Genomic DNA, 23,967 nt, shown 5'->3' on the forward strand with positions numbered 1-23,967 from the left:
AAGGACACGAGATGACGATTGCCTTGGTGTGGGCGCAGGACCGTACCGGCGCCATCGGCCGCCGGGGCGCGATCCCGTGGCGCGTACCGGAGGATCTGGCGCATTTCCGCGAGGTGACCGGCGACGGCGCCGTGATCATGGGCCGTAAGACGTGGGAGTCGCTGCCCACCAGGTTCCGGCCGCTGCCGGGCCGGCGCAATATCGTGCTGACCCGCGCCAGCGGCTACACCGCCGAGGGCGCCGAGGTCCTGGCCGACCTGGAAGCGGCCCTGGACCTGGTGGGTCGGGCGGCCTCGGTGATCGGCGGCGGCGAGATCTACAGTGCTGCGCTGCAGCACGCCCATCAACTCCTGGTCACCGAGATCGACATGCTGGTCGACAGCGCCGACGCCTTCGCTCCGCCGGTCGACCTGGATGTGTGGGAAGAGGCCGCGGCGAGCAACTGGCAGCGGTCGAGCACGGGCACGATGTACCGGTTCCTCGAATACCGGCGGATCGACTACTCGCGCAGGTGAGGACGGAGCTCTCGCTGCCGCAGGCCCGCCGGGTGGCACTGACGGCCCAGGGCTTCGCCGACCGCCCACCCTCGGGCGCACCCACCCGCGCGCACCTCAAACGTGTCCTCGCGCGGACGCGGCTGCTGCAGATGGACTCGGTCAACGTCCTGGCCCGGGCGCACTATCTGCCGGTGTTCAGCAGGCTTGGCCCGTACGACGATCGGCTGCTGGAGCGGGCGGCCTGGGAATCGCCGGCGCGCTCGCCCCGGCTGCTCGCCGAATACTGGGCACACGAGGCCGCACTGATTCCGCTCGATGACTGGCCGCTGTTCGGCTGGCGGATGGCCCGCTACGCCGGCGGCCGCTGGCGGCACACCCGGGAGGTACTGCAGCGCAACCCGGCGCTGATCGACGACGTCGTCGCGGTGATCGACCAGACCGGCGCCAGCACCCCGCGGCAGATCGAAGCGGCCCTGGGTATCCGCGCCGCGGCCACCCGGCCCGGCAGCTGGTGGGTACGCGGGGAGGTCAAGCAGGTCTGTGAGGCGTTGTTCGCCGAGGGGCGGCTGTCGGCGACCCGTGATCAGAACTTCACTCGGCATTACGACCTGGCCGATCGGGTGCTGGGCCGGGACATCGTTGCCCGGCGGATCGGCGAGACCGATGCGGTGCGCGCGCTGGTCCGGCGGGCGGCGGCCGCCCACGGTGTCGCGACAGCGGCCGATCTGGCCGACTACTATCGGCTCGATGCCGCCCAGGTGCGACCGGTCCTGCCCGACCTGGTCGACGAGGGAACACTGACGCCGGTCCGCGTCGAGGGCTGGACCGAGGACGCCTACCTGCACGCGGACGCCCGCGCCGCACGGTCGATGCCGCGGTCGACCCTGCTGTCGCCGTTCGACCCCCTGATCTTCTTCCGGCCGCGCACTCAGCGTCTGTTCGGCTTTCATTACCGGCTGGAGATTTACGTCCCGAAAGCACGTCGGGTGCACGGCTACTACGTGCTGCCGTATCTGCTCGACGGCCAGCTGGTGGCGCGGGTGGACCTCAAGGCCGACCGTGGGGAGCGGGTGCTGCGGGTACTGGCCGCGCACCACGAACCGGGCGTCGACACCGGCGAGGTGGCCGCTGCCCTGGCCGCAGACCTGCAACGCCTGGCCGCCTGGCGGAACCTGGACACGGTACGGATCGCCGGACCCGGCGATCTGGCGCCGGCACTGACCCGGAGCTGCCGATGAGCAGCCGATCGGCCGGTGGCGAGCGCCACGAGTCGCCCAACTGGTTCCTGACCGGTAGCGGCGACTATGCCGCGCACCGACCGACCTATCCGCCGGAGCTGGCGGTCAGGCTCGCAGACCTGGCACCGGCGAGGAACCTGGCAGTCGACGTGGGCTGCGGCAGCGGACAGTTCACCACGGCACTGGCGGAACAGTTCGAACGCGTACTCGGACTCGACCCCAGCGCCGATCAGATCGCCCATGCCGCCCTCGGCGCCGGCGTCGAATACCGGGTCGCGCCCGCCGAGAAGACGGGACTGCCCGACGGCTGCGCAGACCTGATCACCGTCGCCCAGGCGGCGCACTGGTTCGATCTGCCCGCGTTCTACGCCGAGGCACGCCGGATCGCCGCAGACGGTGCGGTCCTGGCGCTGATCACCTACGGCGCGGTCCAGACCGACCCTGCGGTCACGCAGCGATTCTCCGCATTCCACGACCGGCGGATCGCCCCCTACTGGCCACCGCAGCGGCGTCACGTCGACCAGGGCTATGCCCTGCTGGAGTTTCCCTTCGAGCAGATCGCGCTCTCGTTACCGCCGATCGAACGGAACTGGACGCTGACGCAGTTCCTGGACTACCTGGACACCTGGTCAGCGGTGCGCCGCGCCGATCAGACCGGAGCCAGGGGCCTGGTGCAAGAGGCCAGGACCGAGCTTGCTCCGCTGTGGGGCGCCGGACCTCGGCCGGTGCGCTGGCCGGTCACCGTTCTCGCCGCCCGGCTGAATCGGTGACCGGAACCGGCCGCAGGACCGGACCCGAGCCGACGGAAAGCCGCGTCGACGTCGGCCGCTAGGGTTCTTCACAGCACTCGGCCACCGGCGGGGCCGCAAGACAGGTGAGCCGGCAAGGGATGTGAGGAAACGTGATGAGCGAGAACACGGCGGAGACGGAGATCTTCGGGGCCTGGGGTGCGGTCCTGCCGGATCTGAGCCGGGCGCAGCTGGCAGTGGTCGGCAGCGACGGTCAGTTCGCGGTCATCCACCGCATCGCCGACGACCAGTGGCAGACCCTGGCCTTCGCCTACGACGAGGAATCAGCCCGGCGGATCGCCGAGCTGATTCGCGCGATGACCCCGATGCCCGACCATCTGCGCATCGGCGGCACCGGTATCCAGACGGGACAGGACACCGACCATCCGGGCGTGGAGTGGGTGGTGGCCACCGCCGTCGTCGAGGATGCCGACCCGATCGTCCGGATCACCGGACCCGGAACCCACCGGCTCTGGGTGGTACCGAGCACCGACGGTGAGGTTCTGGGACTGCTGAACCCGGACGGTGACCCGCACGAACTCGCCGAATTCACCTCCGTCGACGGCGCGGACGCCTTCATCGCGATGATCGATGCTCTGTTCGCGCTGCAGGGCAGCCGCGGTTTCGCCGAAGGACCGGCGGAGAGGAGCTGAATTCCGGGACGGGACTCTCCGGCCGACGCACCAGGGCCGATTTCCCCCGGTACAGCCACTACGCTGAGGACGTGAACATCCTGCAGACCCTGGCCGGTCAGACCAATCGGGTGATGACGCCGCTGCTGCGCGCACCGGTGGTCGGGGGACTGCTGCGCCGGTCGATGACCGAACTGACCTACACCGGCCGACGCAGCGGCCGGACATTCCGGCTGATCGTGGCCTACCGCAGGCGCGGGCCGGACGAGATCGTCGTCGGGGTGGGGATGGCAGACCGTAAATCATGGTGGCGGAACTTCTATCCCGAACCCGGGCCGATCCTGGTGCATCTGGACGGGCTGGCCCGCCCGGGCACGGCGGTGGCCACCCGCACTGCCGCCGGCACGGGTGTGCGCATCCTGATGGAACCGATCGGCATCACCGATGCCGCCGAGCGCCGGGACGCGATCGGATGAGCGTACCCGAGGAACAGGCAGGAGACGATGTCCGATGACCGGTGAGCCTTTGCTGCTGCGCGATGTCACGCTGCGCGACGGCCTGCAGCTGGCCGGAAAGCTGTTGACGACTGCAGAGAAGGTCGAATTGCTCCGGTTGCTGCTGGCCGCGGGGATCCCCGAACTGGAGATCGGTTCCATGGCCCGCGGTGATCTGGTGCCGCCGATGGCCGACACCCTCGACGTGGTGGCGCAACTGACGCCCGAAGAACTCGATCGCTGCTGGATCTGGGTGGCGACTCCGCGGCACGTCGAAAAGGCCGCGGCCGCCGGGGTCCGGAACTTGCAATACTGCTTCTCGGTCTCCGACGCGCACAACAAAGCCAACATCGGCAGGATGACCGAAGACAGTGTGGCCGCCATGCCCGCAGCCGTCGACTGTGCGCGCGCCGTCGACGGGCGAATCCAGTTGACGCTGGCCACCGCTTTCACCTGCCCGTTCGACGGTCCGATCGACCCCGACCGGGTGCTGGAGATCGTTGCCGATCCACGCACGGCCGGCAGCGACGACGTGGTTCTGGCCGACACGCTCGGGCAGGCCGCTCCGGGTCAGGTGGAAGAACTGTTCGCCCGGGTGCGCCCGATCGCCGGCGGCCGACGGCTGGTCTTTCACGGCCACGACACCTGGGGGATGGGCGTGGCGAACTCGCTGGCGGCGCAGCGGGGCGGCGCCACGGTGGTCGACGGTGCGCTGGGCGGTCTGGGCGGCTGCCCGTTCGCCCCCGGGGCCAGCGGCAACACCGCGACCGAAGACCTGCTGTTCGCGACCCGGCCGGACTATCTGACCCCGCAGGTGTTCGGCGATCTGGTGCGCGCCGGCGAAGAGCTTCTCGCCCGGCTCGCGGAGCCGCCGCGGTCGCGCGCGGCCGCCGGGGCGCGGTCGGAGGCCGACGCCTTCGGCTGGGCCCTGCGCTGACGGTGACGTCCTGACGAGCGAAACGGCGCCTGGCCGATCGCCCGGCGCCCGGCTGGTCGTCGTGGTCGCGGCGCTGCTGCTGGTGATCGCGCTGCCGGCCGGGATGCTGGTGCAGGATTCGGCCGCAGCGCGGTACCGGAACCGGCGCACACCGGTGGGCAGGTGCTGGCGGTCGGACCGGGTGAGCAGCAGTGGGTCGAGCAGGTGCCGGCGGGCACCCGCGTCGAGCGGATCCGCTATCGCTCTCGCTCGGGACTGACCGGTGAGCCGACGGTGGTCTCGGGCGCGCTCTTCGTTCCGCCCGGGCAGCCGCCGACCGGTATCTGCAAGACGGCTACGCGGTGGTGGCGCCGGACTATCAGGGATTGGGGGCGCGGATCGGCGCATCGCCGGCCCATCCCTATCTGGAACCCCGGACGGTCGGCTACAACATCATCGACGCCGCCTGCGCCGCGCATCTCGCCGATGCGCGGATCGGCGAGAGCTGGCTGGTGACCGGAATCTCTCAGGGGGGCGCTGCGGCCTGGGCCGCCGCCGAACTGTATCCGTCGTACGGAGCCGGAAGCGGTCGGCTCCTCGGAGTCGTGGCAGCGGTCCCGGTGCTCGATCCGGTCGATCTGGTCGACCGGGCCCAGGCCGGTGGACTCAGCCATTCACAGAAATACGTCTATCCGATCCTGGTCGCCGGGGTGGCCCAGGCCGGGGTGGACATCGACGTCGACGACTACCTGCACGGGATCGTCAAGGATGCACTGCTGCGGATCATCTCCTGCTCCCCGGACCAGTGGGTCGCCGGCAGCGAGATCGAATCGGCTCCGGTCAGTGACCTGCAGGCCGACCCGGTCCCGGCCGACCGCCTGCGCGGGCACCTGCAGCGCTACCGGCTGCCGCAGCAGCGCACGCCGATTCCGCTGCTGGTCGTCTACGGCAGCGCCGACGAGATCATCGCCACCGCCGCGGTCGAAGCCGCACTGGCCCGAGCCTGTGCGCTGGGCGACCACGTGCAATGGACACGGGTGCCCGGTGGTGATCACAATCTGGATGCGCAGCCGGTCGCCGGGCAGTGGATGGCGGCCCGGGTGGCCGGTGTGCCGGCGCTCTCGGACTGCTGAGGTGGGCGGTCGAGGTGCCGGAGGTGCCGGTTAAGCTATGCGGTCATGGCCACCGGACTGACCTATAACGGCAAGACCTACCGACTCCTCATGTTCGACCTCGACGACACGCTGGCCCCCTCGAAGACACAGCTCAGTGACGAAATGGTCGAGCTGTTCCGGGAGATGCTCGAGGTGAGCCTGGGATGCATCATCTCTGGCGGGCAGACCGGCCAGTTCCACAGCCAGGTGCTTCAGCGGCTGGGGGAGTTCCCCCAGCGCGGGAATCTGCACCTGATGCCGACCAACGGCACTCGCTACCTGCGCTGGGAAGAGCCCGAATGGGTCACCGTCTACGCCGAGGACCTGTCCGAAGACCAGAAGAGCCGCGCCCTGGCCGTGGTCGAGGAGGGCGCCCGCGCCCTGGGGCTGTGGGAGAGCAAGACCTGGGGGCCGATTCTGGAAGATCGCGGCAGCCAGGTCACCTTCAGCGCCCTGGGCCAGGCGGCGCCGGTGGAAGCCAAGGCGGCGTGGGACCCCGACGGCCGCAAGAAGGAGGCGCTGCGTGCCTACGCCGCCGAGCGGCTGCCCGATCTGGAGGTCCGCAGCGGCGGATCGACGTCGGTGGATATCACCGCCAAGGGGATCGACAAGGCCTACGGGGCCCGCCGGCTGATGGAACTGCTCAACCTGGAGACCGACGACATCCTGTTCTTCGGCGACCGCCTCGACCCCGGTGGTAACGATCGGCCGGTGATGGAACTGGGCATCGACTCGATTGCGGTGGACGGCTGGGAAGACACCTACGCCAAGCTCGCGCCGATCGTCCGCGGCTGAGCCGCCGACCGCCCGGTCGGACCGGGGTGCGCCGGTCAGATCACGTCAGCATCGCCGCACGCACGCGCGCGATTTCGGTCTCCGAGAGCCTCCCGCGCCGCCGGATTGTCGACGAAGGTGCGGTACATGCCGGGGAAGTCGGCCGATCCGGCCAGCGGTGCCAGACCCATCACGTCGAAGTGATGGAGGCGGGCACCGGGCACCACCCGGTTCGGTTTGACGGCCGTCTCCACTCCGGTGCGAAGATCTACGATGGAGGAGACTTGACGGCTGCGCAGCGTCGCCAGCCCGGAGTCGTTCAGGTTCTGCAGGTCGCCGCTGCGGATCACCCGATCGGTGACATTGCGCCCCTCGGCGGTCCGGTAGTTGCCGAAGGTCCGGGCGCCGTAGACACCGCCGACGGTCACGTGCTGGGCCCGGGCGGCGTCCTGCTGAGTCTGCGGGACCGCGCGGGCCGGTGCGGCGTCGACGGCCACCGGGAGCAGGCCGACCGCGAAGGCGGCGGCGAGAACGGAGACGCGCCGGGCAGCGTCGTCCCAGAAGGTCTGCATTGTGTCGAAACTCTCTTCGTTACCGGTGCCGGGACGGGGACTGACCGTCGATTCTAGCCGTCACCAGGCACAACACCGGATTTCCGGCGGTTCGTCCGGTGACGGATCGCCGGTTGGGCCGGCCTGACGTCCCCGGCGGGACGCGCCGGGCATGATGAGGTCATGTCCGAGTTGGTGCCGCTGAAGGTGCAGTTGATCGCGTCGACCACGTTCGAGGTTCCCGCAGTGGACTGGTCGACCGATGCCGACGGGGGAGAGGCGCTCATCGAGTTCGCCGGCCGTGCCTGCTACGAGAGCTGGGACAAGCCGAACCCGCGCACGGCGACCAATGCCGGCTATCTGCGGCATTCGCTGGAGGTGGGGCACACGTCTCTCTTCGAGCACGCCAGCGCGTCGTTCTACCTGACCGGCATCTCCCGCTCGTGCACCCATGAACTGATCCGGCACCGCCACTTCTCCTATTCGCAACTGTCGCAGCGATTCGTCCCCGAGCACGACGGCAACGTCGTCGTACCGCCGGCGATCCGCGGCGATGCCGAGCTCGAAGAGGTTTTCCGGGCCGCGACGGATGCGAGTCGGCAGGCCTACGCCGAACTGCTCGCCCGGCTCGAAGACAAGTTCGCCGATGTTCCCAATGCGATCCTGCGGCGCAAGCAGGCCCGGCAGGCGGCGCGATCGGTGCTGCCCAACGCCACCGAGACGCGCATCGTGGTGACCGGAAACTACCGGGCCTGGCGGCACTTCATCGGAATGCGGGCCACCGAGCACGCCGATACGGAGATGCGGGAGCTCGCGGTGGAGATTCTGCGCCAGCTCACGGCGCTGGCTCCGACCACGTTCGGCGATTTCGAGATCACCGAACTGCCCGACGGCTCCGAGGTGGCGACCTCGCCTTTCACCGCGGAAGCGTGAGCGGACCACCGCGACTGAGTACCGCTTCGGTGCGGTAGCGTGACAGCCATGACTTCGCCTGCTGCGGGGGCCGATATCGGGCCCTTCGGAACCAACGCCGTCGCCATGGTCACTCCGTTCGACGCGGACGGGAAGATGGACCTGGACCGGGCCGTCGAGCTGGCCGATCATCTGGTCACCAAGGGCCTGGATGCGCTGGTGCTCTCGGGGACCACCGGGGAATCCCCGACCACCACGCCGACGGAGAAGAACGAGCTGCTGCGCGTGGTGCTCGAGGCCATGGGGGATCGGGCCCGGATCATTCAGGGCGTCGGCAGCTACGACACCGCCGAAACCGCCGAACGGGCCAAGGACGCCGCGCGGATCGGCGCACACGGGCTGTTGGTGGTGACCCCCTACTACTCGCGCCCGCCGCAGCGCGGGCTGCTGGCCCACTTCCGGACCGTCGCCGATGCGACCGACCTGCCGATGATCCTGTACGACATTCCGCCCCGGTCGGTGGTCCCGATCGAGGCCGAAACCATTCTCGCGCTCGCCGAGCATCCGAATATCCGGGCGATCAAGGACGCCAAGGGCGACCTGCATCAGGCGAGCCGGATCATGGCGCAGACCGATCTGCAGTACTTCAGCGGCGAAGACGCCCTGAACCTGCCGTGGCTGGCTCTGGGCGCCACCGGATTCATCAGTGTGATCGGGCATCTGGTGCCCGACCGGATGGCAGCCCTGCGCGATGCGGTGGCGGCCGGGGATCTGGCGACCGCCCGCACGCTCGACAACTCGATGGCGCCGCTGGTCCAGGCGATGGCCCTGACCGGCGGTGTGACCATGGTCAAGACCGCGCTGCGGTTGACCGGACTGGATGTCGGGGAGCCGCGCCTGCCGCAGGTGCCGGCCGATCCGGCACAGATCGAACAGATTCTGACCCTGCTGCGCCAGGCCGAGGTGATCTCCTGATGAGCGATTCAGAGAAGTCGAGCACCTCGCGCAGCGGCCGGCGCCGGGCCGGTCGTCGGGCGGGTCCGCCGGCCGCCGCGACCAAGGCCACAGCCGATAAGACGGCCGTCGTCGCACCTCATCCGGCCGCTGAAGCGGCCACCGGTATCGATGTGACCGCCGACCTGATCGAGCGGCTGCCGGAGCCGCCGCCGCTGGCGGCCGGGGCGTTGCGCATCGTCGCACTCGGCGGGATCGGCGAGATCGGCCGGAACATGACGGTCTTCGAATACGACGGGCGACTGCTGGTGGTCGACTGCGGCGTGCTGTTCCCCGAGGACCAGCAGCCCGGTGTCGACCTGATCCTCCCGGACTTCAGCTACATCGAGGATCGCGTCGATCAGATCGAAGCGATCGTGCTGACGCACGGACATGAGGACCACATCGGTGCGGTGCCGTTCCTGCTGAAGCTGCGCCCGGACATCCCCGTGGTGGGTTCGCGTTTCACACTGGCGCTGGTGTCGGCCAAGGCGCGCGAGCACCGGCTGCGCCCGAACCTGGTGGAGGTGCGCGAGGGTGAGCGGGGCGCCTACGGGCCGTTCGACTGCGAGTACTTCGCCGTCAACCACTCCATCCCCGATGCCCTTGCCGTGGCCATCCGCACTCCGGCCGGTCTGGTGCTGCACACCGGCGACATCAAGCTCGATCAGCTTCCGCTGGATAATCGGCTCACCGATCTGGGCGGCTTCAGCCGGCTCGGCGACGAGGGGGTCGACCTGTTCCTGGTCGACTCCACCAACGCCGAGGTGCCCGGCTTCGTCACCCCCGAACGTGAGATCGGCGGGGTCCTGGACACGGTGATCGGCAAAGCGCGTCAGCGGGTCATCGTCGCCTCCTTCGCCAGCCACGTGCACCGCATCCAGCAGATCGTCGACGTGGCCCATCGATACGGCCGCAAGGTCGCCTTCGTCGGCCGTTCGATGGTGCGGAACATGCAGATCGCGCAGGAACTGGGCTACCTCGATGTCCCCGAAGGGGTCGAGGTGAACATCGACACCGCAGCGGCTCTGCCCGACCACAAGGTGGTCCTGGTGTCCACCGGTTCGCAGGGTGAACCGCTGTCGGCGCTGTCGCGGATGGCGCGGGGTGACCACAATCAGATCAACATTCGCGCCGACGACCTGGTGGTCTTGGCCTCGTCGCTGATCCCCGGAAACGAGAACTCGGTCTTCGCGGTGGTCAACGGGCTGGCCAAGCGTGGGGCGACGGTGGTCACCCAGGCCAATGCCAAGGTGCATGTCTCCGGTCACGCTTCGGCGGGGGAGTTGCTGTACCTGTACAACGCAGTACGGCCGGCCAATGCCATGCCGGTGCACGGGGAGTGGCGTCATCTGCGGGCCAATGCCGCGCTCGCCGAGGCCACCGGGGTCCCCGCCGACCGTATCGTTCTCGCCGAGGACGGAGTGACCGTCGATCTGGCCGACGGACGGGCGCGCATCTCGGGCAAGGTCCCGGTGGGCTTCGTCTACGTCGACGGCCTGTCGGTCGGCGACGTCGGTGAGTCGACGCTGTCGGACCGTCTGGTGCTGGGGGAGGGCGGTTTCATCGCCATCACCGTGGCCGTGGACAAGCACACCGGACGCGCGGTCAGCAGGCCTCAGGTCTCCGGGCGCGGCTTCTCCGACGACCCCGGAGCGTTGTCGGAGGCCGCCGATCTGGTGGACAAGACGCTGGCCGAGCTGGCCGGTGAAGGTGTCTCCGATTCCCATCGCATCGCCCAGGGGATCCGTCGTGCGGTCGGGCGCTGGGTGGCCCAGAAGTATCGGCGCCGGCCGATGATCGTGCCCACCGTCATCGAAGTCGACGCCGAGTAGGCGGCCCGACCGCCGGGTCGGTCACAACTTCGACACGACCCCCGACGCGCCGCTGGTGCGGGTGTGACTGGTGTGAACTGAAGGCACTAGGCTGACAGGCATGGCTTCAGAAGCAAGCACGCGTGGCCGCACGTCCGGATCCGCTCGCCGCAGCGCAGGTGGCGGTCGGTCCGGCGGTCCCGGTTCCCAGGGCGCACGGACCCGTACCCGGTCGGCGACTGCCACCCCGCCGCGCAGCGGCGGCACCCGAGGCGGCGCGCCCCGCGGCGGTAAGCGGGCACCGGCCCGTCAGCACTCGCAGGAACTGCACCGCGGTCCGTCGACCCTGGGCAGCCTCAGTCGCGGTGTCGGACGCGGGGTGGCAGCCGCCTGGAATCTGACAGCGCGCGGCGTCGGCGGCGTGACCCGCATCGGGCTGGCTCCGCAGGAGGATCCCGACGATCCCGACTATGTGATCGACCATGTCCGCTGCCCGCGGCGCGACGGGACCGCGCTGGCGCTGGTCCTGCTGGCGGTCCTGATCATCGCCGGGGTCTGGTTCGCCGTGCCCGGTGCGCTCGGCGGAGTGGTCGACACCGGCGTGCGCTGGCTGATCGGTTCCCTGGCCTACATCGTGCCGGTGGTCCTGCTGGGTGTGGCCGTGGCGCTGACCCGCCGCGGCGCCAACCCTGCACGCCGGCTGCGCAATGTCGGTGGCGGACTTCTCCTGGGAATCAGTGTGCTGGGCCTGGCCCACCTGGTCACCGGTGCACCGACTGCGGCCGACGGCCGGGCCGGATCAGCTGGATTCCTCGGCTACGCCATGGGGACCCCGTTGACGCAGGCGGTGACCCTGTGGGTCTCGGTGCCCCTGTTCGTGCTGTGCGGCCTGGGCGGCTTGCTGGCGCTGAGCGGACGGACCGTCGGCGAACTGGTCGACGGGGCCAGCGCCTACCTGGGTATCGGTGCCTATCACGACGACTATGACGCCTACGACGAGTACGGCGACTACGACGGCGGCGACTACGACGGCGGCGACTACGACGGCGGCGACGACGACGGCTGGGACGACGCCGCGGGTGAGTACGCCGACGGCGACTACGACGACGAGCCCGGTGAGAGCTACCAGGGCGATTCGGTCGCGGTACGCGGCGGCCGGACCGCCGGTGCGGCGGCGATCGAGGATCCCGATGCGGAGGCCGATTGGGGCGATCCCTTCGAGAACTACCCGCCCGACGAGCGCCGGCGGTCCACACCCCCGCGCCGGCCGGCGCCACCGGCCGGCCGATCGGCCCGGCGACCGTCGCGACCCACCGCCGGTGCGCGGCGCGATGCGCAGATGGCCGACCTGTACACCGAACCGCTGCTGGACGTGCCCGAGGACCAGCAGGTCACCGAGCCGATCGGCCCGATCTCCACGGCCCCTGCGGCACCTGCTGCTGCTCGGCGGACCGCTAAGACGGCGCCGGCCGGTCCGAAGGCGGCCGGCCCCAAGGCGAGCGGGCCTCAGCCGGCCAGGGCGAAGTCGTCCCCGTCCCCGTCGTCGGATTCGGACTACCAACTGCCGGCCACGGATCTGCTGATCGACGGTGACCCGCCCAAGCTGGGCAGTGCCACCAGCGAGGACATGATCGACCGCATCAACGGCGTGCTCGAACAGTTCAAGATCGATGCGGCGGTCACCGGCTACACCCGGGGCCCGACCGTCACCCGCTACGAGGTGGAGCTGGGACCGGCGGTCAAGGTCGAGAAGATCACCCAACTCCAGCGGAACATCGCCTATGCGGTGGCCACCGACAACGTCCGACTGCTCGCCCCGATTCCGGGCAAGTCGGCGGTGGGGATCGAGGTGCCCAACGCTGATCGCGAGATGGTCCGGCTGGCCGATGTCCTCAACGATCCGGACGCCTCCGACGAGGGCCACCCGATGCTCATCGGACTGGGCAAGGACATCGAGGGCGACTTCGTCAGCGCCAACCTGGCGAAGATGCCGCATCTGCTGGTGGCCGGTTCGACGGGCTCGGGTAAGTCCAGCTTCGTCAACTCGATGCTGGTCTCGCTGCTGATCCGGTCCACCCCCGAACAGGTCCGGATGATCCTGATCGACCCGAAGATGGTCGAACTGACCCCGTATGAGGGGATCCCGCACCTGATCACGCCGATCATCACCGAGCCGAAGAAGGCCGCGGCCGCACTGGCCTGGCTGGTCGAGGAGATGGAGCAGCGGTACCAGGACATGAAGGCCACCCGCGTACGGCATATCAACGACTTCAACGAGAAGGTGCGCACGGGCGAGATCACCACCCCGCTGGGCAGTGAACGCGAATACAAGCCGTACCCGTACATCCTGGCCGTCGTCGATGAGCTCGCCGACCTGATGATGACCGCGCCGCGCGATGTGGAGGACGCGATCGTGCGGATCACGCAGAAGGCCCGTGCGGCCGGTATCCACTTGGTGCTGGCCACCCAGCGGCCGTCGGTGGACGTGGTGACCGGTCTGATCAAGACCAACGTGCCCTCCCGGCTGGCGTTCGCCACCAGTTCACTGACCGACTCGCGGGTCATCCTCGATCAGCCCGGGGCCGAGAAGCTGATCGGGATGGGCGACGGTTTGTTCCTGCCGATGGGCGCGAACAAACCGATCCGCATGCAGGGTGCGTTCATCACCGACGAGGAGATCAACGCCGTCGTCGACTTCACCAAACAACAGTGCGAACCTGCCTTCGTCGAAGGGGTGACCGCAGCCAAGGCTGGTGACAAGAAGGAGATCGACGCCGATATCGGCGGCGACCTGGACGATCTGCTGCAGGCCGTCGAACTGGTGGTCTCCAGTCAGTTCGGCTCCACCTCGATGCTCCAGCGGAAACTGCGGGTCGGCTTCGCCAAGGCCGGCCGGTTGATGGACCTGATGGAGACCCGCGGCGTCGTCGGGCCCAGCGAAGGCTCCAAGGCCCGTGAAGTGCTGGTCAAACCGGAAGACCTGGCCGGGGTCATCGCCTCGATCACCGGCGGGGGAGACGACACCGCAGACGAGGATCCGCCGCCCTTCTGATCGTTCCTTCCGCGGCCATGCCGTAGCATTGACGACACGATCAGGAGGGGAGTATCCCCCCGACGGTGATCTCGTCAGCACGACGACGTGCAGCCGGTGTGCCGACCACCCCGCGCCTGCCGTGGTCCGGGACACCGGTCCGCACCCGCGGATGGGAGAGACCTCCAGCATCGCTTCCTTTGTGTTGCGCGCTGGAGGTTCTGCCGCATGGACGTCTCGTTACTTACCTGGGTGATCACCTGTGCGGTGATCGCCGGATTGTTCGTCTTCGACTTCTTCTCGCATGTGCGCGTGCCGCACGATCCGACGCTGCGCGAATCGGGTTTCTGGTCGACGGTCTACATCGCCCTGGCGCTGGCCTTCGGCGGCTTCGTCTGGTGGAAGTGGGGCGGGACCTACGGCGGCGAGTACTTCGCCGGCTTCGTCACCGAGAAGGCGTTATCGGTGGACAACCTCTTCGTCTTCGTGATCATCATGGCCAAGTTCATGGTGCCGCGGATCTATCAGCAGAAGGTGCTGCTGCTGGGCATCGTGATGGCGCTGGTGATGCGCGGAGCGTTCATCGCCGTCGGCGCTGCCGCCATCGCCCGCTACAGCTGGGTGTTCTACCTGTTCGGTCTGTTCTTGATCCTGACCGCGGTCAAACTACTCGCTGAAAGCGATGAGCCGGCGGCGAACGAGGTCCAGCGCGAGGGTCGAATCGAACGCTTCACCCGCCGGTTCCTGCGCACCTCCGAGCACTATGACGGAGACAAGCTCTTCACCGTCGAGAACGGCAAGCGGCTGGCGACCCCGCTGCTGATCGTGCTGATCGTCATCGGCTTCACCGATGTGCTGTTCGCCCTGGACTCGATTCCGGCGATCTACGGGCTGACCCAGCAGCCGTACCTGGTGTTCACCGCGAACGCCTTCGCGCTGATGGGCCTGCGACAGCTGTACTTCCTGCTCGGCGGACTGCTGAACAAGCTGATCTACCTGTCCTACGGGCTGGCGCTGATCCTGGCGTTCATCGGAGTGAAGCTGGTGCTGCACGCACTGCACGAGAACACGCTGGGCTTCCTCAACGGCGGGGCCCCGGTCCCGGTGCCGCAGATCTCGACCCCGGTCAGTCTCGGGGTGATCGGTGCGACGCTGGTGATCACCACCATCGCCAGTCTGCTGGTCAGTCGCCGAAGGGACCGTAGAGGTTCTTCCACTCGCTGATCGTGGTGGCGTCGATGGCGCCGACGAGTGCGAACGGGTCGTGGGCCAGGATCTCGGCGGCGGCCTGCCGGTCCTCGGCGCGGATCATCAGCAGGGCGCCGGACCCGTCGGTGTAGGGGCCCACCATCAGGATCACCCCGGCCTCGTGGCCGTCGCTGAGCCACAGCCGGTGCGCGGGACGATGTTCATCGCGCAGGTCGGCGCGTTCGGGACCGTAGGTGTATTCGACGGCGAAATTCGGCATGTGGCAACTCTAGCGTCCCGGTGCGGACACGGGCGGGCACCGGCGCGGGTGGTCACAAGACGACGAGCATCCGGGTGTTGCCGAGAGTGTTCGGTTTGACGTAACTCAGGTCGAGGAATTCGGCGACGCCGGTGTCATAGGAGCGGCACATCTCTTCGAAGACCTCCGCGGTGACCGGGGCGCCCTGAATCTCCACGAAACCGTGCCGGGCGAAGAACTCGACTTCGAAGGTCAGCACGAAGACCCGGCTCAGTTCGAGCTCGCGGGCCACCTCCAGCAGCTGCGTGACGATGCGGTGCCCCACGCCGCGGCCGGCGACCCGGGGGTCTACGGCCACGGTCCGCACCTCGCCCAGGTCGTCCCACATCACATGCAGGGCCCCGCAGCCCACCACCTCGCCGGCGATCTCGGCGACCCAGAACTCCTGGACGGCCTCGTAGAGGGTGACCAGATTCTTGCCGAGCAAGATCTTGCCGGCATATACGTCGACCAGCTCTTTGATGTGCGGAACGTCCGATGTCCGGGCACGGCGGACGACGATCTCATCGTGATCGACGGGAGCATCGGCCGACTGCGGTGTAGACATAGAAATAGACAATAGACCCGCGTGGGCCAGACCTGTCCGGACAGCCGGGATGGCGGGCCGATACTGTAGTGGCGTGACCGAGCCGATCTCCCAGCCCCAGGTGCCGCAGCAAGCGCCGCCGGTGTTGAATCTGGCGAACGGTCTGACGGTGTTCCGGATCATCCTGGTGCCGATCTTCGTGGTCGTCCTGTTCGTCGCCGAAGGCACCGAGAACGCGTGGCGGATCGCGGCCTTCGTGATCTTCGCCGTCGCTGCGGTGACCGACCAGCTCGACGGCCGGATCGCCCGGGCCTGGGGTCTGGTCACCGATTTCGGGAAGCTCGCCGATCCGATCGCCGACAAGGCGCTCATCGGCGCGGCCCTGGTGAGCTTGTCGATTCTCGGAGTGATCCCGTGGTGGATCACCGCGGTGATCCTGGTCCGGGAGATCGGTGTGACCCTGCTGCGATTCTGGGTGGTGCGCCACGGGGTGATCGCCGCCAGCCAGGGGGGAAAGCTAAAGACGCTGCTGCAGTCGATCGGGATCGGGCTGCTGATCCTTCCGCTGCACGGTGTCGCCCACACCACCGCGATGGTGATCCTCTACGCTGCGGTCGCGGTCACCGTGGTCACCGGCGCCGACTACGTATGGCGTGCGCTGGTGATTCGGCGCGGAGCGTCGTCGTGACGGCCGTGCCGCTGCCGCAGAATTCCGCTAATCTCGAGGACACCGACTTCTCGGCGTGCGCAGCCCGCATACGCCGTGACGATGATGAAGGAGTGGTCGTTGGCACTACTGCTGCGTGAGGCGCTCGGAGACGAGTTGCGCCGGCTACGGACGGAACAGGGGCGGACCCTGCGCGAGGTATCGACCTCGGCACGGGTGTCGCTGGGTTACCTGTCCGAGGTCGAACGCGGTCAGAAGGAAGCCTCCAGCGAACTGCTCGCCGCCATCTGCCTCGCACTCGACGTTCCCGTCGGTGCGGTGCTGACCAGTGTCGGACACACCATGACACCGCCGGTGGTCGAGGTGCTGCCGACCGAAGCCGCCGCCGGTACGCTCGTCGCAGCCTGAGCGGGCGCGGTACATTTCTTTCGGCTCGACCAGCCAGTGACCAGAGACCGGCCAGATACAAAGGGGACATCCGACAATGGCTAATCCGTTCGTGAAGCTGTGGCGCTACTTCACCGCCTGGAGCAACGACACGATCGACCAGAAGGCCGATCCCCGCATTCAGATCGAACAGGCGATCGGCGACGCGCAGCGTCAGCACGAGGCCCTGTCGAAGCAGGCGGCCGCGGTGATCGGCAATCAGCGCCAGGTCGAAATGCGACTCAACCGTCAGCTGGAGAAGATCGAACAGCTGCAGGCCAACGTCCGCCAGGCCATCACCCTGGCCGATCAGGCGTCCGCCGCCGGTGACACCCGCAAGGTGACCGAGTACACCAACGCCGCAGAGGCCTTCGCCGCGCAATTGGTGACCGCCGAGCAGAGCGTCGAAGACCTCAAGGTCCTGCACGATCAGTCCCTGACGGCGGCGGCCTCGGCCAAACAGGCCGTCGAGCGCAACGCCGTGGTTCTCAAGGGCAAACTCGACGAACGGACCAAACTGCTCGGTCAGCTGGAACAGGCCAAGATGCAGGAGCAGGTCAGCGCGTCTTTGAACCAGATGAGCGAGCTGACCGCTCCGGGCAACACCCCCAACCTGGATCAGGTCCGTGAACGGATCGAACGCCGCTACGCCAACGCCCTGGGCTCGGCGGAGCTGGCACAGGATTCGGTCGCTGGCCGCATGATGGAGGTGGAGCAGGCCAGCATTCAGATGGCCGGTCACGCTCGCCTCGAGTCGATCCGCGCCAGCATGGGGCTGGAGGCCCCGAAGCCGCAGTCGCAGGTCGAGGCCGGTGACGCCGAGTCGCAGGCCAAGGGCGAGAACTGAGCAGAATCGCCTTCGTGGCCGGCTCGGATGCCGGTCACGCGTTCACCGCACTCGGACTGGCCGCACGCTTCGCCGCCGCCGGGGACGAGACGGTGGTGTACACCGGTACCCGCTGGACGCAGGCCGGAGCCCGACGCGGCCTGACGGTGCGTGAGTTGCCGGGCCTGACCGCCCGTGACGACGAAGACGACACCGATGCCGGGGCCAAACTCAGTACCCGCGCCGCACGGATGGCCGTCGAACTGGCGCCCCTGCTGGCCGTGGACGCACCCGATCTGGTGATCTGCGACGCGATCACACTGGCCGGGGGATGGGCCGCCGAGCTGGTTGGAATCCCCTGGATCGAGCTGTCTCCGCACCCGCTCTACGAGCAGTCGCGCGGACTGCCGCCCATCGGTGCCGGACTGGCGGTGGGAACCGGTCTGCGCGGACGTCTGCGGGACCGCGTCCTGCGTGCGCTCAGCGCCCCGGCCGAGGCCCGCGGGCGCGCTCAACGCGCAGCCGCGCGACGGAGCATCGGACTGTCGGCGGTCCCCGCACCGGCCGCCCGCTTCGTGGCCACCCTGCCCGGGCTGGAGGAACCGCGGCCGGACTGGCCGTCGTGGACGCACCTGATCGGCCCCCAGTTCTTCGAGCCGACCGACGACGAGTTCCCCGTGCCCGCTGGATCGGGGCCGCTGATCGTGGTCTGCCCATCGACCGCCCAGAGCGGTAACGACGAGATGGCCCGAGCAGCCCTCGGTGCGCTGGCACAGCTGTCGGCCGCTGTGCCGCTGCGGGTGGTGTACTCGGCACTGGAAGCCCCCGCGGGGCTCGACGAGGTGCCCGAAGCCCTGATAGCCGGACTGGGCCGCCAGGACCGGATTCTGGCGCAGGCCGATCTGGTGATCTGCGGCGGTGGCCACGGGCTGTTGGCCAAGGCGCTGTCGGCCGGAGTGCCGGCCGTGGTGATTCCCGGCGGCGGAGATCAGTGGGAGTTGGCTTGCCGGGTGCAACGCGCCGGAGCCGGGGTGCGGGTGCGACCGGCCGATCGAGACGCGGTCGCCGCGGCTGTCGGCCGGGTGCTGGATGATCCGGGTTATGCGCAGGCGGCGGCCGCGATCGCCGCCACGGTCAGCCAGACGCACGATCCGGTGCTCGTGGCGCACCGGATCATCGAGGAGGCGGCGTGAGGGCCGCTCACGGCAGGGAGCAGATATGCGGCTGACCGAGTTCACCGAATTCATGCATACCGAGTTCGGCCAGCGTACCGCCGATGCGATGCTGGTCGACCACGCGATTCTAGAACTGGGCGGGCGCACCGGCGCCCAGGCCATCGAGGACGGTGTCGACCCGCGACTGGTCTGGCGGGCCCTGTGCGCAGACTTCGACGTACCGCCCGAACGGCGGTGAGGCTCGCCGCGCGCGACGGCTGCGGCGTGTCGACTTGCGTTCGAACGTCTGTTCGCAGATTCTTGAATGGAACGCAGCGGCGGGCCGGTGCGTCTAATACATACCGGCGGCACAGTCTTCCGGGAACGGTTTTGTCGGAGGGTGCCCCTACGGTGTGGGCATGACTGGCAAGAAGACGAAACGAGGGAACACCATGGCACTGTCAGCCGATCGCGAGAAGGCGCTCGATGTGGCGCTCGCCCAGATCGAGAAGAACTACGGCAAAGGCTCGGTCATGCGGTTGGGTGAGGACAACCGTCCGCCGATGGAAGTGATTCCGACCGGTTCGGTGGCACTGGACGTCGCCCTGGGTGTGGGCGGACTGCCTCGCGGCCGCGTCATCGAGGTCTACGGTCCGGAATCCTCGGGTAAGACCACCGTGGCCCTGCATGCGGTCGCCAGTGCTCAGGCCAATGGAGGTGTGGCGGCATTCATCGATGCCGAACACGCCCTGGACCCGGAGTATGCGGCCAAACTCGGTGTCGACGTGGACTCCCTGCTGGTCTCTCAGCCCGACACCGGTGAGCAGGCGCTGGAGATCGCCGACATGCTGATCCGCTCGGGTGCCCTGGACATTCTGGTGATCGACTCGGTCGCCGCACTGGTGCCCAAGGCCGAGATCGAGGGCGAGATGGGTGATAGCCACGTGGGTCTGCAGGCCCGCCTGATGAGCCAGGCGCTGCGCAAGATGACCTCGGGTCTGAACCAGTCGAACACCACCGCGATCTTCATCAACCAGCTGCGCGAGAAGATCGGTGTGATGTTCGGTTCTCCCGAGACCACCACCGGTGGAAAGGCGCTGAAGTTCTACGCGTCGGTCCGGCTGGATGTGCGGCGTATCGAGACGTTGAAGGACGGCACCGACGCGGTCGGCAACCGCACGCGCGTCAAGGTCGTCAAGAACAAGGTCGCTCCGCCGTTCAAGCAGGCCGAATTCGACATCCTGTACGGTCACGGGATCAGCCGTGAGGGCTCACTGATCGATATGGGTGTCGCTGAGGGATTCATCCGCAAGTCCGGCTCCTGGTTCACTTATGAGGGTGACCAGTTGGGTCAGGGTAAGGAGAACGCCCGGAAGTTCCTGTTGCAGAATCCGGACATCGCCGCCGAAATCGAGCTGAAGATCAAGAGCAAGCTCGGTATCGGGCCGAACCTTCAAGACCTCGACGAGCCGGTTCCGGCTCCGGTCGACTTCTGATCGGCATCGGGGCAGGTAACCGCCCATGACCGAGAAGACGGGCCCGTCCGCCTGGGATGCCGCGCTGCGGCTCCTGGGGGTGCGGGCCCGTAGTCGTGTCGAGATCGCACAGCGACTGGCCCAGCGGGAGTTCGATGCCGCGACGATCGACGAGGTCCTGGCCCGGCTGGAGTCGGCCGGACTGATCGACGACGACGAATTCGCCCGGGAGTGGGCGCACTCGCGTCATCGGCACTCCGGTCGCGGCCGGCTGGCGCTGCGCCGCGAACTGCGGACCAAAGGGGTGGCCGCCGAGACCATCGAGGAGGCCTTGGCGCAGATCGAACCGGAGGACGAACGCGCTCAGGCCGCGGAGATCGCGGCCAAGAAGCTGGCGTCGTCGTCTCTGGATCTGGACGATCACGCCGACCGGGCCAAGGCCTACCGGCGGCTGGCCGGAGTCCTGGGCCGACGCGGATTTCCGCCGGAGATGATCTCCTCGGTGGTCAGCGACACCATCCGCGCGGCCCGCTGAACCACCCGGCTCCGCGCGCGCTTCTAGAGTCTTCGATCGGGGTGGGTGGCCCGCGGGGTGTGGGCGGTACCGCTGAAGCCGGGGACGTTCTCCATGGCTTTGAGTTCGGCGACATCGGGGTCGGGCGCGTCGGTCTTGCGCCGCCCGGCGCGCAACCGGTGTTCCAGATAGTTGGCCAGTCCGGTCAAGCCGAAGTTGATGATGATCATGATCGCGGCGACCACCAACAGCGCGGGCAGGTAGTTGCCGTAGAACGAGGCCGACTTGATTCCCGAGCGCACCACCTCGATATAGCCGATGGCATAGCCCAGGGCGCTGTCCTTCAACGCGATCACCATCTGCGCGACCAGGGCCGGCAGCATGGCGGTGACGGCCTGCGGCAGCAACACCAGCATCATCGTCTGCGATTTACGCAGTCCGACCGATTGGGCCGCCTCGGTCTGCCCACGCGGCAGCGACTGCACCCCGGCGCGCAGGATCTCGGCCAGGACCGAACCGTTGTAGATGGTCAGGCCGAACACCACCGCCGCGAACGCCAGCTGGGAGGAGGGGAACACCGAATAGGCGGCGAAGAGGAAGTAGGCGAAGAAGATCAGGATCAGCACCGGTACGGCACGGAAGACCTCCACGATCACCGTGCAGGTGTAGCGTAGCCAGGCGTGTTCGGAGAGGCGGCCGATGCCCAGCAGGGTGCCCATGATGATCGCCAGCACGATGGAGACGGCAGCGGCTTTGATGGTGCCCCACAGGCCCGGCAGCAGCCAGGTGGTCCAGGTACTGCCCTCGATGAAGGGCTTCCACTTCTCGGCGGTCAATTGATCGTTGCTCTGCAGCACCAGCACGATCCAGACCACCAGTGCCACGACCAGTGCGCCGAAGACCAGAGCGATCAGCCGATTGCGGAGGCGGGCGCGCGGGCCGGGCGCGTCGTAGAGAACCGTGGCGGGTGAACTCATCGCTGCACCGCCCATCGCTTAGCGGCCCAGCCGAAGGCGGCGCCCTCCAGGAGCGTGATGACCATGAATCCGGCGGCGAAGATCGCGAAGATCAGCAGAATCTGACTCGAGTGGTTCTCCAGCTCTTCCTTCATCAGCAATGCCGCCTCCCCGACGCCGATGATCGACGCGATTGTGGTGTTCTTCGTCAGGGCGATCAGCACCGATCCCATCGGTGCGATGACCGCACGCAGCGCCTGCGGCAGCACGATCAGCCCGAAGACCTGCGGGAAATTCAGGCCCACCGAGCGAGCCGCCTCCGCCTGTCCCAGTGGGACGGTGTTGAACCCCGAGCGCAGCGTCTCGCAGACGAAGGTCGAGGTGTAGAGGATGAAGCCGAGGACGGCCAGGCGGAAGTTGTTGTTGGCGATGAAGTTTCCGTCGTCGGCGGCCAGGGTCAGGCCGAGATTCTGGTAGAGACCGATCGAGCAGAGCAGGATGATCAGCGTCAGCGGCGTATTGCGGACGACGTTGACGTAGACGGTGGCGAACCAGCGCATCACCGGAACGGGAGAGACCTTCATTCCGGCCAGGAGAACGCCCCAGAGCACGGAGCCGATCGCCGACCAGAACGTCAACTGGATCGTCAGCCAGAAGGCAGGCCATATCTGCGGTCCGAGACTGTCCCAGAGTTCACTCATCTATTCGGCTCCTTCCGGGCAGGGGGTGGAGGGTGCGTCCAGGAAGCTCAGATCGCCGGGAGTCGGCACGAACCGGAACTGGGAGCCGGGGGCATCGGCGCGGGCGATCATATCGTCGACGGTTGTATCGCCGAGCGCCTCGCGTAGGTCGCGTTCCCACACCGATTGGCCGCCGCCGGGCGGTGTGCTCATCATCAGCTGCAGCGCCTGATTGACCCGCTCGACGGCCTCGGGGAAGTCCTGGGCCATCCCGATCCCGTAGTACTCGGTGGAAAACGGTTCCCCCGCGGTCTTCCAGGTTCCCTTGACGCAGGTGTCGCGCGGATAGGTCATCGAGACCAGTTTGAATTCACCCTGCCAGCGGTTGGCGTAACCGGCCAGAATCACCTCATCGGTGGTCGTCGCATCGACCTTGCCGCGCCGCAGCGCCTCGACGCACGAGGAATACGAGTCGTATTCCTGCAGCTGGACACCCGGCAACTGTGCCTTGACGTTCTGGGCCGGGGTGGACCCGGCGACCGAACACAACTTCTTCCCGTCGGCCAGGTCGGTGAGCGAGTTCAGGCCGTCGTCGTCGGCGCGGACGAGCAGGCCCTGGTAGGTGATGAAGTAGGGGCCGGCGAAATCGACCTTCTTCATCCGGTCGGCGGTGATCGAGTACGACGCGGCGATCGTATCGACCTCACCGTTGCGCAGGAAGGTCTCCCGCTGAGCCGACGGCGTCTCCTTCCAGCTGATCTGCGGACGGGCCACCCCGAGCTGGTCTGCCAGGGTGTTGACGACGAAGACCGATACCGCCGCGTCGAAGCCGGTGATCGCTCCGCCCGGATTCTGCAGTCCGAGACCGGGCTGATCGTATTTGGTGCCCAGCATCACGTGTCCGGCCCGGATATCGGCGAGCAGATCGCGCGGACCCGAGTCGCCGCAGGCCGTCAGCAGGGCGGTCAGCAGTGCCAGCGTCGCCGCCAGAAGGCCCAGTCGACGCGGCCGGAGGGGGCCAGCCGATGTGTTCATGATCAGTGGCCCAGGATCTTGGACAGGAAGTCGCGAGCCCGCTCGGACTTCGGCGCAGTGAAGAAGCTCTCCGGGTCGGTGTCTTCGACGATCTGCCCGTCGGCCATGAACAGGATCCGGTCGGCGGCCTTGCGGGCGAAGCCCATCTCGTGGGTCACCACGACCATCGTCATCCCCTCGGCGGCCAGGGAAACCATCACGTCCAGGACCTCGCTGACCATCTCCGGGTCCAGGGCCGAAGTGGGTTCGTCGAAGAGCATGACGCGCGGATTCATCGCCAGCGACCGGGCGATGGCCACTCGCTGCTGCTGACCGCCCGACAACTGTGCGGGATACTTGTCCTTCTGCGCGGCGACACCGACCCGATCGAGCAGTTCCAAGGCCCGTTTCTGGGCGTCGGACTTCTT

Annotated in this window: 27 protein-coding genes; 20 read left to right on the top strand and 7 right to left on the bottom strand. The window is 67.9% G+C overall.

Annotated features, from left to right (window positions below; all coding sequences use genetic code 11):
- Nucleotides 1-11: 11 nt before the first annotated feature.
- The 8 genes from GOHSU_RS13525 to GOHSU_RS13560 all read left to right on the top strand — a co-directional run bounded on the left by GOHSU_RS13525 (nucleotide 12) and on the right by GOHSU_RS13560 (nucleotide 6,514).
- Entirely contained in the window at nucleotides 12-515 is a 504-nt protein-coding gene (locus GOHSU_RS13525) for a dihydrofolate reductase (protein WP_005942861.1), read from the top strand.
- A complete protein-coding gene (locus GOHSU_RS13530) occupies nucleotides 512-1,735 on the top strand; it encodes a winged helix-turn-helix domain-containing protein (RefSeq protein ID WP_024332973.1) in 1,224 nt (407 codons plus the stop codon). Before GOHSU_RS13525 ends, GOHSU_RS13530 begins: the two co-directional genes overlap by 4 nt.
- The gene (locus GOHSU_RS13535) at nucleotides 1,732-2,505 is read left to right on the top strand and encodes a class I SAM-dependent methyltransferase (RefSeq protein ID WP_005942869.1); all 774 of its coding nucleotides are present in this window, start codon (nucleotides 1,732-1,734) and stop codon (nucleotides 2,503-2,505) included. Before GOHSU_RS13530 ends, GOHSU_RS13535 begins: the two co-directional genes overlap by 4 nt.
- Before the next feature lie 134 nt (nucleotides 2,506-2,639).
- On the top strand, nucleotides 2,640-3,176 hold the full coding sequence (locus GOHSU_RS13540) for a hypothetical protein (protein WP_155821272.1): 537 nt from the start codon (nucleotides 2,640-2,642) through the stop codon (nucleotides 3,174-3,176).
- A 71-nt stretch (nucleotides 3,177-3,247) separates the two neighbouring features.
- Nucleotides 3,248-3,631: a hypothetical protein gene (locus tag GOHSU_RS13545; RefSeq protein WP_005942873.1), complete on the top strand. Its 384-nt coding sequence runs from the start codon at nucleotides 3,248-3,250 to the stop codon at nucleotides 3,629-3,631.
- A 34-nt stretch (nucleotides 3,632-3,665) separates the two neighbouring features.
- A complete protein-coding gene (locus GOHSU_RS13550) occupies nucleotides 3,666-4,586 on the top strand; it encodes a hydroxymethylglutaryl-CoA lyase-like TIM-barrel protein (protein ID WP_005942876.1) in 921 nt (306 codons plus the stop codon).
- Nucleotides 4,587-4,909: 323 nt separating this feature from the next.
- Nucleotides 4,910-5,698 carry a lipase family protein gene (locus tag GOHSU_RS13555; protein ID WP_081597795.1) on the top strand — a complete coding sequence of 263 codons (789 nt, stop codon included), beginning with the start codon at nucleotides 4,910-4,912 and terminating at the stop codon, nucleotides 5,696-5,698.
- A gap of 45 nt (nucleotides 5,699-5,743) precedes the next feature.
- Entirely contained in the window at nucleotides 5,744-6,514 is a 771-nt protein-coding gene (locus GOHSU_RS13560) for an HAD-IIB family hydrolase (RefSeq protein ID WP_005942882.1), read from the top strand.
- A 35-nt stretch (nucleotides 6,515-6,549) separates the two neighbouring features.
- On the opposite strand, the gene GOHSU_RS13565 is transcribed toward GOHSU_RS13560, so the two are convergent.
- Nucleotides 6,550-7,065 carry a tyrosine-protein phosphatase gene (locus GOHSU_RS13565; protein ID WP_005942885.1) on the bottom strand — a complete coding sequence of 172 codons (516 nt, stop codon included), beginning with the start codon at nucleotides 7,063-7,065 and terminating at the stop codon, nucleotides 6,550-6,552.
- 162 nt (nucleotides 7,066-7,227) lie between these two features.
- Between GOHSU_RS13565 and thyX the strand changes: the two genes are divergently transcribed.
- The 5 genes from thyX (at nucleotide 7,228) to GOHSU_RS13590 (ending at nucleotide 15,018) form a co-directional block, all read left to right on the top strand.
- Nucleotides 7,228-7,977 carry an FAD-dependent thymidylate synthase gene (gene thyX / locus GOHSU_RS13570; RefSeq protein ID WP_005942887.1) on the top strand — a complete coding sequence of 250 codons (750 nt, stop codon included), beginning with the start codon at nucleotides 7,228-7,230 and terminating at the stop codon, nucleotides 7,975-7,977.
- 48 nt (nucleotides 7,978-8,025) lie between these two features.
- A complete protein-coding gene (gene dapA, locus GOHSU_RS13575; protein WP_005942890.1) occupies nucleotides 8,026-8,931 on the top strand; it encodes a 4-hydroxy-tetrahydrodipicolinate synthase in 906 nt (301 codons plus the stop codon).
- Nucleotides 8,931-10,784 carry a ribonuclease J gene (locus tag GOHSU_RS13580; protein WP_005942892.1) on the top strand — a complete coding sequence of 618 codons (1,854 nt, stop codon included), beginning with the start codon at nucleotides 8,931-8,933 and terminating at the stop codon, nucleotides 10,782-10,784. The genes dapA and GOHSU_RS13580 overlap by 1 nt, the downstream gene beginning before the upstream one ends.
- Nucleotides 10,785-10,884: 100 nt before the next feature.
- Nucleotides 10,885-13,815: an FtsK/SpoIIIE family DNA translocase gene (locus tag GOHSU_RS13585; protein ID WP_029760129.1), complete on the top strand. Its 2,931-nt coding sequence runs from the start codon at nucleotides 10,885-10,887 to the stop codon at nucleotides 13,813-13,815.
- Nucleotides 13,816-14,022: 207 nt separating this feature from the next.
- Nucleotides 14,023-15,018, top strand: coding sequence for a TerC family protein (locus GOHSU_RS13590; protein ID WP_005942898.1), 996 nt, complete (start codon nucleotides 14,023-14,025; stop codon nucleotides 15,016-15,018).
- Here GOHSU_RS13590 and GOHSU_RS13595 read toward each other — a convergent pair.
- Nucleotides 14,978-15,262 carry a YciI family protein gene (locus GOHSU_RS13595; protein WP_005942900.1) on the bottom strand — a complete coding sequence of 95 codons (285 nt, stop codon included), beginning with the start codon at nucleotides 15,260-15,262 and terminating at the stop codon, nucleotides 14,978-14,980. The genes GOHSU_RS13590 and GOHSU_RS13595 overlap by 41 nt on opposite strands.
- 52 nt (nucleotides 15,263-15,314) lie before the next feature.
- Entirely contained in the window at nucleotides 15,315-15,848 is a 534-nt protein-coding gene (locus GOHSU_RS13600; RefSeq protein WP_005942902.1) for an amino-acid N-acetyltransferase, read from the bottom strand.
- Nucleotides 15,849-15,921: 73 nt separating this feature from the next.
- On the opposite strand from GOHSU_RS13600, the gene pgsA reads away from it, so the two are divergent.
- The 7 genes from pgsA to GOHSU_RS13635 all read left to right on the top strand — a co-directional run bounded on the left by pgsA (nucleotide 15,922) and on the right by GOHSU_RS13635 (nucleotide 20,910).
- Entirely contained in the window at nucleotides 15,922-16,515 is a 594-nt protein-coding gene (gene pgsA / locus GOHSU_RS13605) for a CDP-diacylglycerol--glycerol-3-phosphate 3-phosphatidyltransferase (protein ID WP_005942905.1), read from the top strand.
- 99 nt (nucleotides 16,516-16,614) lie between these two features.
- Nucleotides 16,615-16,902 carry a helix-turn-helix domain-containing protein gene (locus GOHSU_RS13610; RefSeq protein ID WP_005942908.1) on the top strand — a complete coding sequence of 96 codons (288 nt, stop codon included), beginning with the start codon at nucleotides 16,615-16,617 and terminating at the stop codon, nucleotides 16,900-16,902.
- A 76-nt stretch (nucleotides 16,903-16,978) separates the two neighbouring features.
- Nucleotides 16,979-17,767 carry a PspA/IM30 family protein gene (locus GOHSU_RS13615; RefSeq protein ID WP_005942911.1) on the top strand — a complete coding sequence of 263 codons (789 nt, stop codon included), beginning with the start codon at nucleotides 16,979-16,981 and terminating at the stop codon, nucleotides 17,765-17,767.
- Between the two features lie 14 nt (nucleotides 17,768-17,781).
- Nucleotides 17,782-18,939: a glycosyltransferase gene (locus tag GOHSU_RS13620; protein ID WP_005942914.1), complete on the top strand. Its 1,158-nt coding sequence runs from the start codon at nucleotides 17,782-17,784 to the stop codon at nucleotides 18,937-18,939.
- Between the two features lie 25 nt (nucleotides 18,940-18,964).
- The gene (locus tag GOHSU_RS13625; protein WP_005942916.1) at nucleotides 18,965-19,159 is read left to right on the top strand and encodes a DUF3046 domain-containing protein; all 195 of its coding nucleotides are present in this window, start codon (nucleotides 18,965-18,967) and stop codon (nucleotides 19,157-19,159) included.
- 193 nt (nucleotides 19,160-19,352) lie between these two features.
- Nucleotides 19,353-20,396: a recombinase RecA gene (gene recA, locus GOHSU_RS13630; RefSeq protein ID WP_005942918.1), complete on the top strand. Its 1,044-nt coding sequence runs from the start codon at nucleotides 19,353-19,355 to the stop codon at nucleotides 20,394-20,396.
- Nucleotides 20,397-20,421: 25 nt separating this feature from the next.
- Nucleotides 20,422-20,910 carry a regulatory protein RecX gene (locus tag GOHSU_RS13635; protein WP_005942921.1) on the top strand — a complete coding sequence of 163 codons (489 nt, stop codon included), beginning with the start codon at nucleotides 20,422-20,424 and terminating at the stop codon, nucleotides 20,908-20,910.
- A 23-nt stretch (nucleotides 20,911-20,933) separates the two neighbouring features.
- On the opposite strand, the gene GOHSU_RS13640 is transcribed toward GOHSU_RS13635, so the two are convergent.
- The 4 genes from GOHSU_RS13640 to GOHSU_RS13655 form a co-directional block, all read right to left on the bottom strand.
- Entirely contained in the window at nucleotides 20,934-21,866 is a 933-nt protein-coding gene (locus GOHSU_RS13640; RefSeq protein WP_005942923.1) for an amino acid ABC transporter permease, read from the bottom strand.
- Complete coding sequence (locus tag GOHSU_RS13645; protein ID WP_005942926.1) at nucleotides 21,863-22,546, bottom strand: amino acid ABC transporter permease; 684 nt, start codon at nucleotides 22,544-22,546, stop codon at nucleotides 21,863-21,865. Before GOHSU_RS13645 ends, GOHSU_RS13640 begins: the two co-directional genes overlap by 4 nt.
- Nucleotides 22,547-23,560: a glutamate ABC transporter substrate-binding protein gene (locus GOHSU_RS13650; RefSeq protein ID WP_005942929.1), complete on the bottom strand. Its 1,014-nt coding sequence runs from the start codon at nucleotides 23,558-23,560 to the stop codon at nucleotides 22,547-22,549.
- A 2-nt stretch (nucleotides 23,561-23,562) separates the two neighbouring features.
- Nucleotides 23,563-23,967: amino acid ABC transporter ATP-binding protein (locus GOHSU_RS13655; RefSeq protein ID WP_005942931.1), on the bottom strand; the 405-nt coding region annotated here is incomplete at its 5' end.

Source organism: Gordonia hirsuta DSM 44140 = NBRC 16056 (assembly GCF_000333015.1).
GTDB lineage: Bacteria > Actinomycetota > Actinomycetes > Mycobacteriales > Mycobacteriaceae > Gordonia > Gordonia hirsuta.

Coding starts and splice junctions, on each gene's coding strand:
- GOHSU_RS13580 (WP_005942892.1), top strand. CDS start 8,931: ATGAGCGATTCAGAGAAGTCGAGCACCTCGCGCAGCGGCCGGCGCCGG.
- GOHSU_RS13650 (WP_005942929.1), bottom strand. CDS start 23,560: ATGAACACATCGGCTGGCCCCCTCCGGCCGCGTCGACTGGGCCTTCTG.
- GOHSU_RS13590 (WP_005942898.1), top strand. CDS start 14,023: ATGGACGTCTCGTTACTTACCTGGGTGATCACCTGTGCGGTGATCGCC.
- GOHSU_RS13595 (WP_005942900.1), bottom strand. CDS start 15,262: ATGCCGAATTTCGCCGTCGAATACACCTACGGTCCCGAACGCGCCGAC.
- GOHSU_RS13565 (WP_005942885.1), bottom strand. CDS start 7,065: ATGCAGACCTTCTGGGACGACGCTGCCCGGCGCGTCTCCGTTCTCGCC.
- GOHSU_RS13640 (WP_005942923.1), bottom strand. CDS start 21,866: ATGAGTTCACCCGCCACGGTTCTCTACGACGCGCCCGGCCCGCGCGCC.
- GOHSU_RS13560 (WP_005942882.1), top strand. CDS start 5,744: ATGGCCACCGGACTGACCTATAACGGCAAGACCTACCGACTCCTCATG.
- GOHSU_RS13585 (WP_029760129.1), top strand. CDS start 10,885: ATGGCTTCAGAAGCAAGCACGCGTGGCCGCACGTCCGGATCCGCTCGC.
- GOHSU_RS13625 (WP_005942916.1), top strand. CDS start 18,965: ATGCGGCTGACCGAGTTCACCGAATTCATGCATACCGAGTTCGGCCAG.
- GOHSU_RS13550 (WP_005942876.1), top strand. CDS start 3,666: ATGACCGGTGAGCCTTTGCTGCTGCGCGATGTCACGCTGCGCGACGGC.
- recA (WP_005942918.1), top strand. CDS start 19,353: ATGGCACTGTCAGCCGATCGCGAGAAGGCGCTCGATGTGGCGCTCGCC.
- GOHSU_RS13540 (WP_155821272.1), top strand. CDS start 2,640: ATGAGCGAGAACACGGCGGAGACGGAGATCTTCGGGGCCTGGGGTGCG.
- GOHSU_RS13525 (WP_005942861.1), top strand. CDS start 12: ATGACGATTGCCTTGGTGTGGGCGCAGGACCGTACCGGCGCCATCGGC.
- dapA (WP_005942890.1), top strand. CDS start 8,026: ATGACTTCGCCTGCTGCGGGGGCCGATATCGGGCCCTTCGGAACCAAC.
- GOHSU_RS13615 (WP_005942911.1), top strand. CDS start 16,979: ATGGCTAATCCGTTCGTGAAGCTGTGGCGCTACTTCACCGCCTGGAGC.
- GOHSU_RS13645 (WP_005942926.1), bottom strand. CDS start 22,546: ATGAGTGAACTCTGGGACAGTCTCGGACCGCAGATATGGCCTGCCTTC.
- thyX (WP_005942887.1), top strand. CDS start 7,228: ATGTCCGAGTTGGTGCCGCTGAAGGTGCAGTTGATCGCGTCGACCACG.
- GOHSU_RS13535 (WP_005942869.1), top strand. CDS start 1,732: ATGAGCAGCCGATCGGCCGGTGGCGAGCGCCACGAGTCGCCCAACTGG.
- GOHSU_RS13635 (WP_005942921.1), top strand. CDS start 20,422: ATGACCGAGAAGACGGGCCCGTCCGCCTGGGATGCCGCGCTGCGGCTC.
- GOHSU_RS13600 (WP_005942902.1), bottom strand. CDS start 15,848: ATGTCTACACCGCAGTCGGCCGATGCTCCCGTCGATCACGATGAGATC.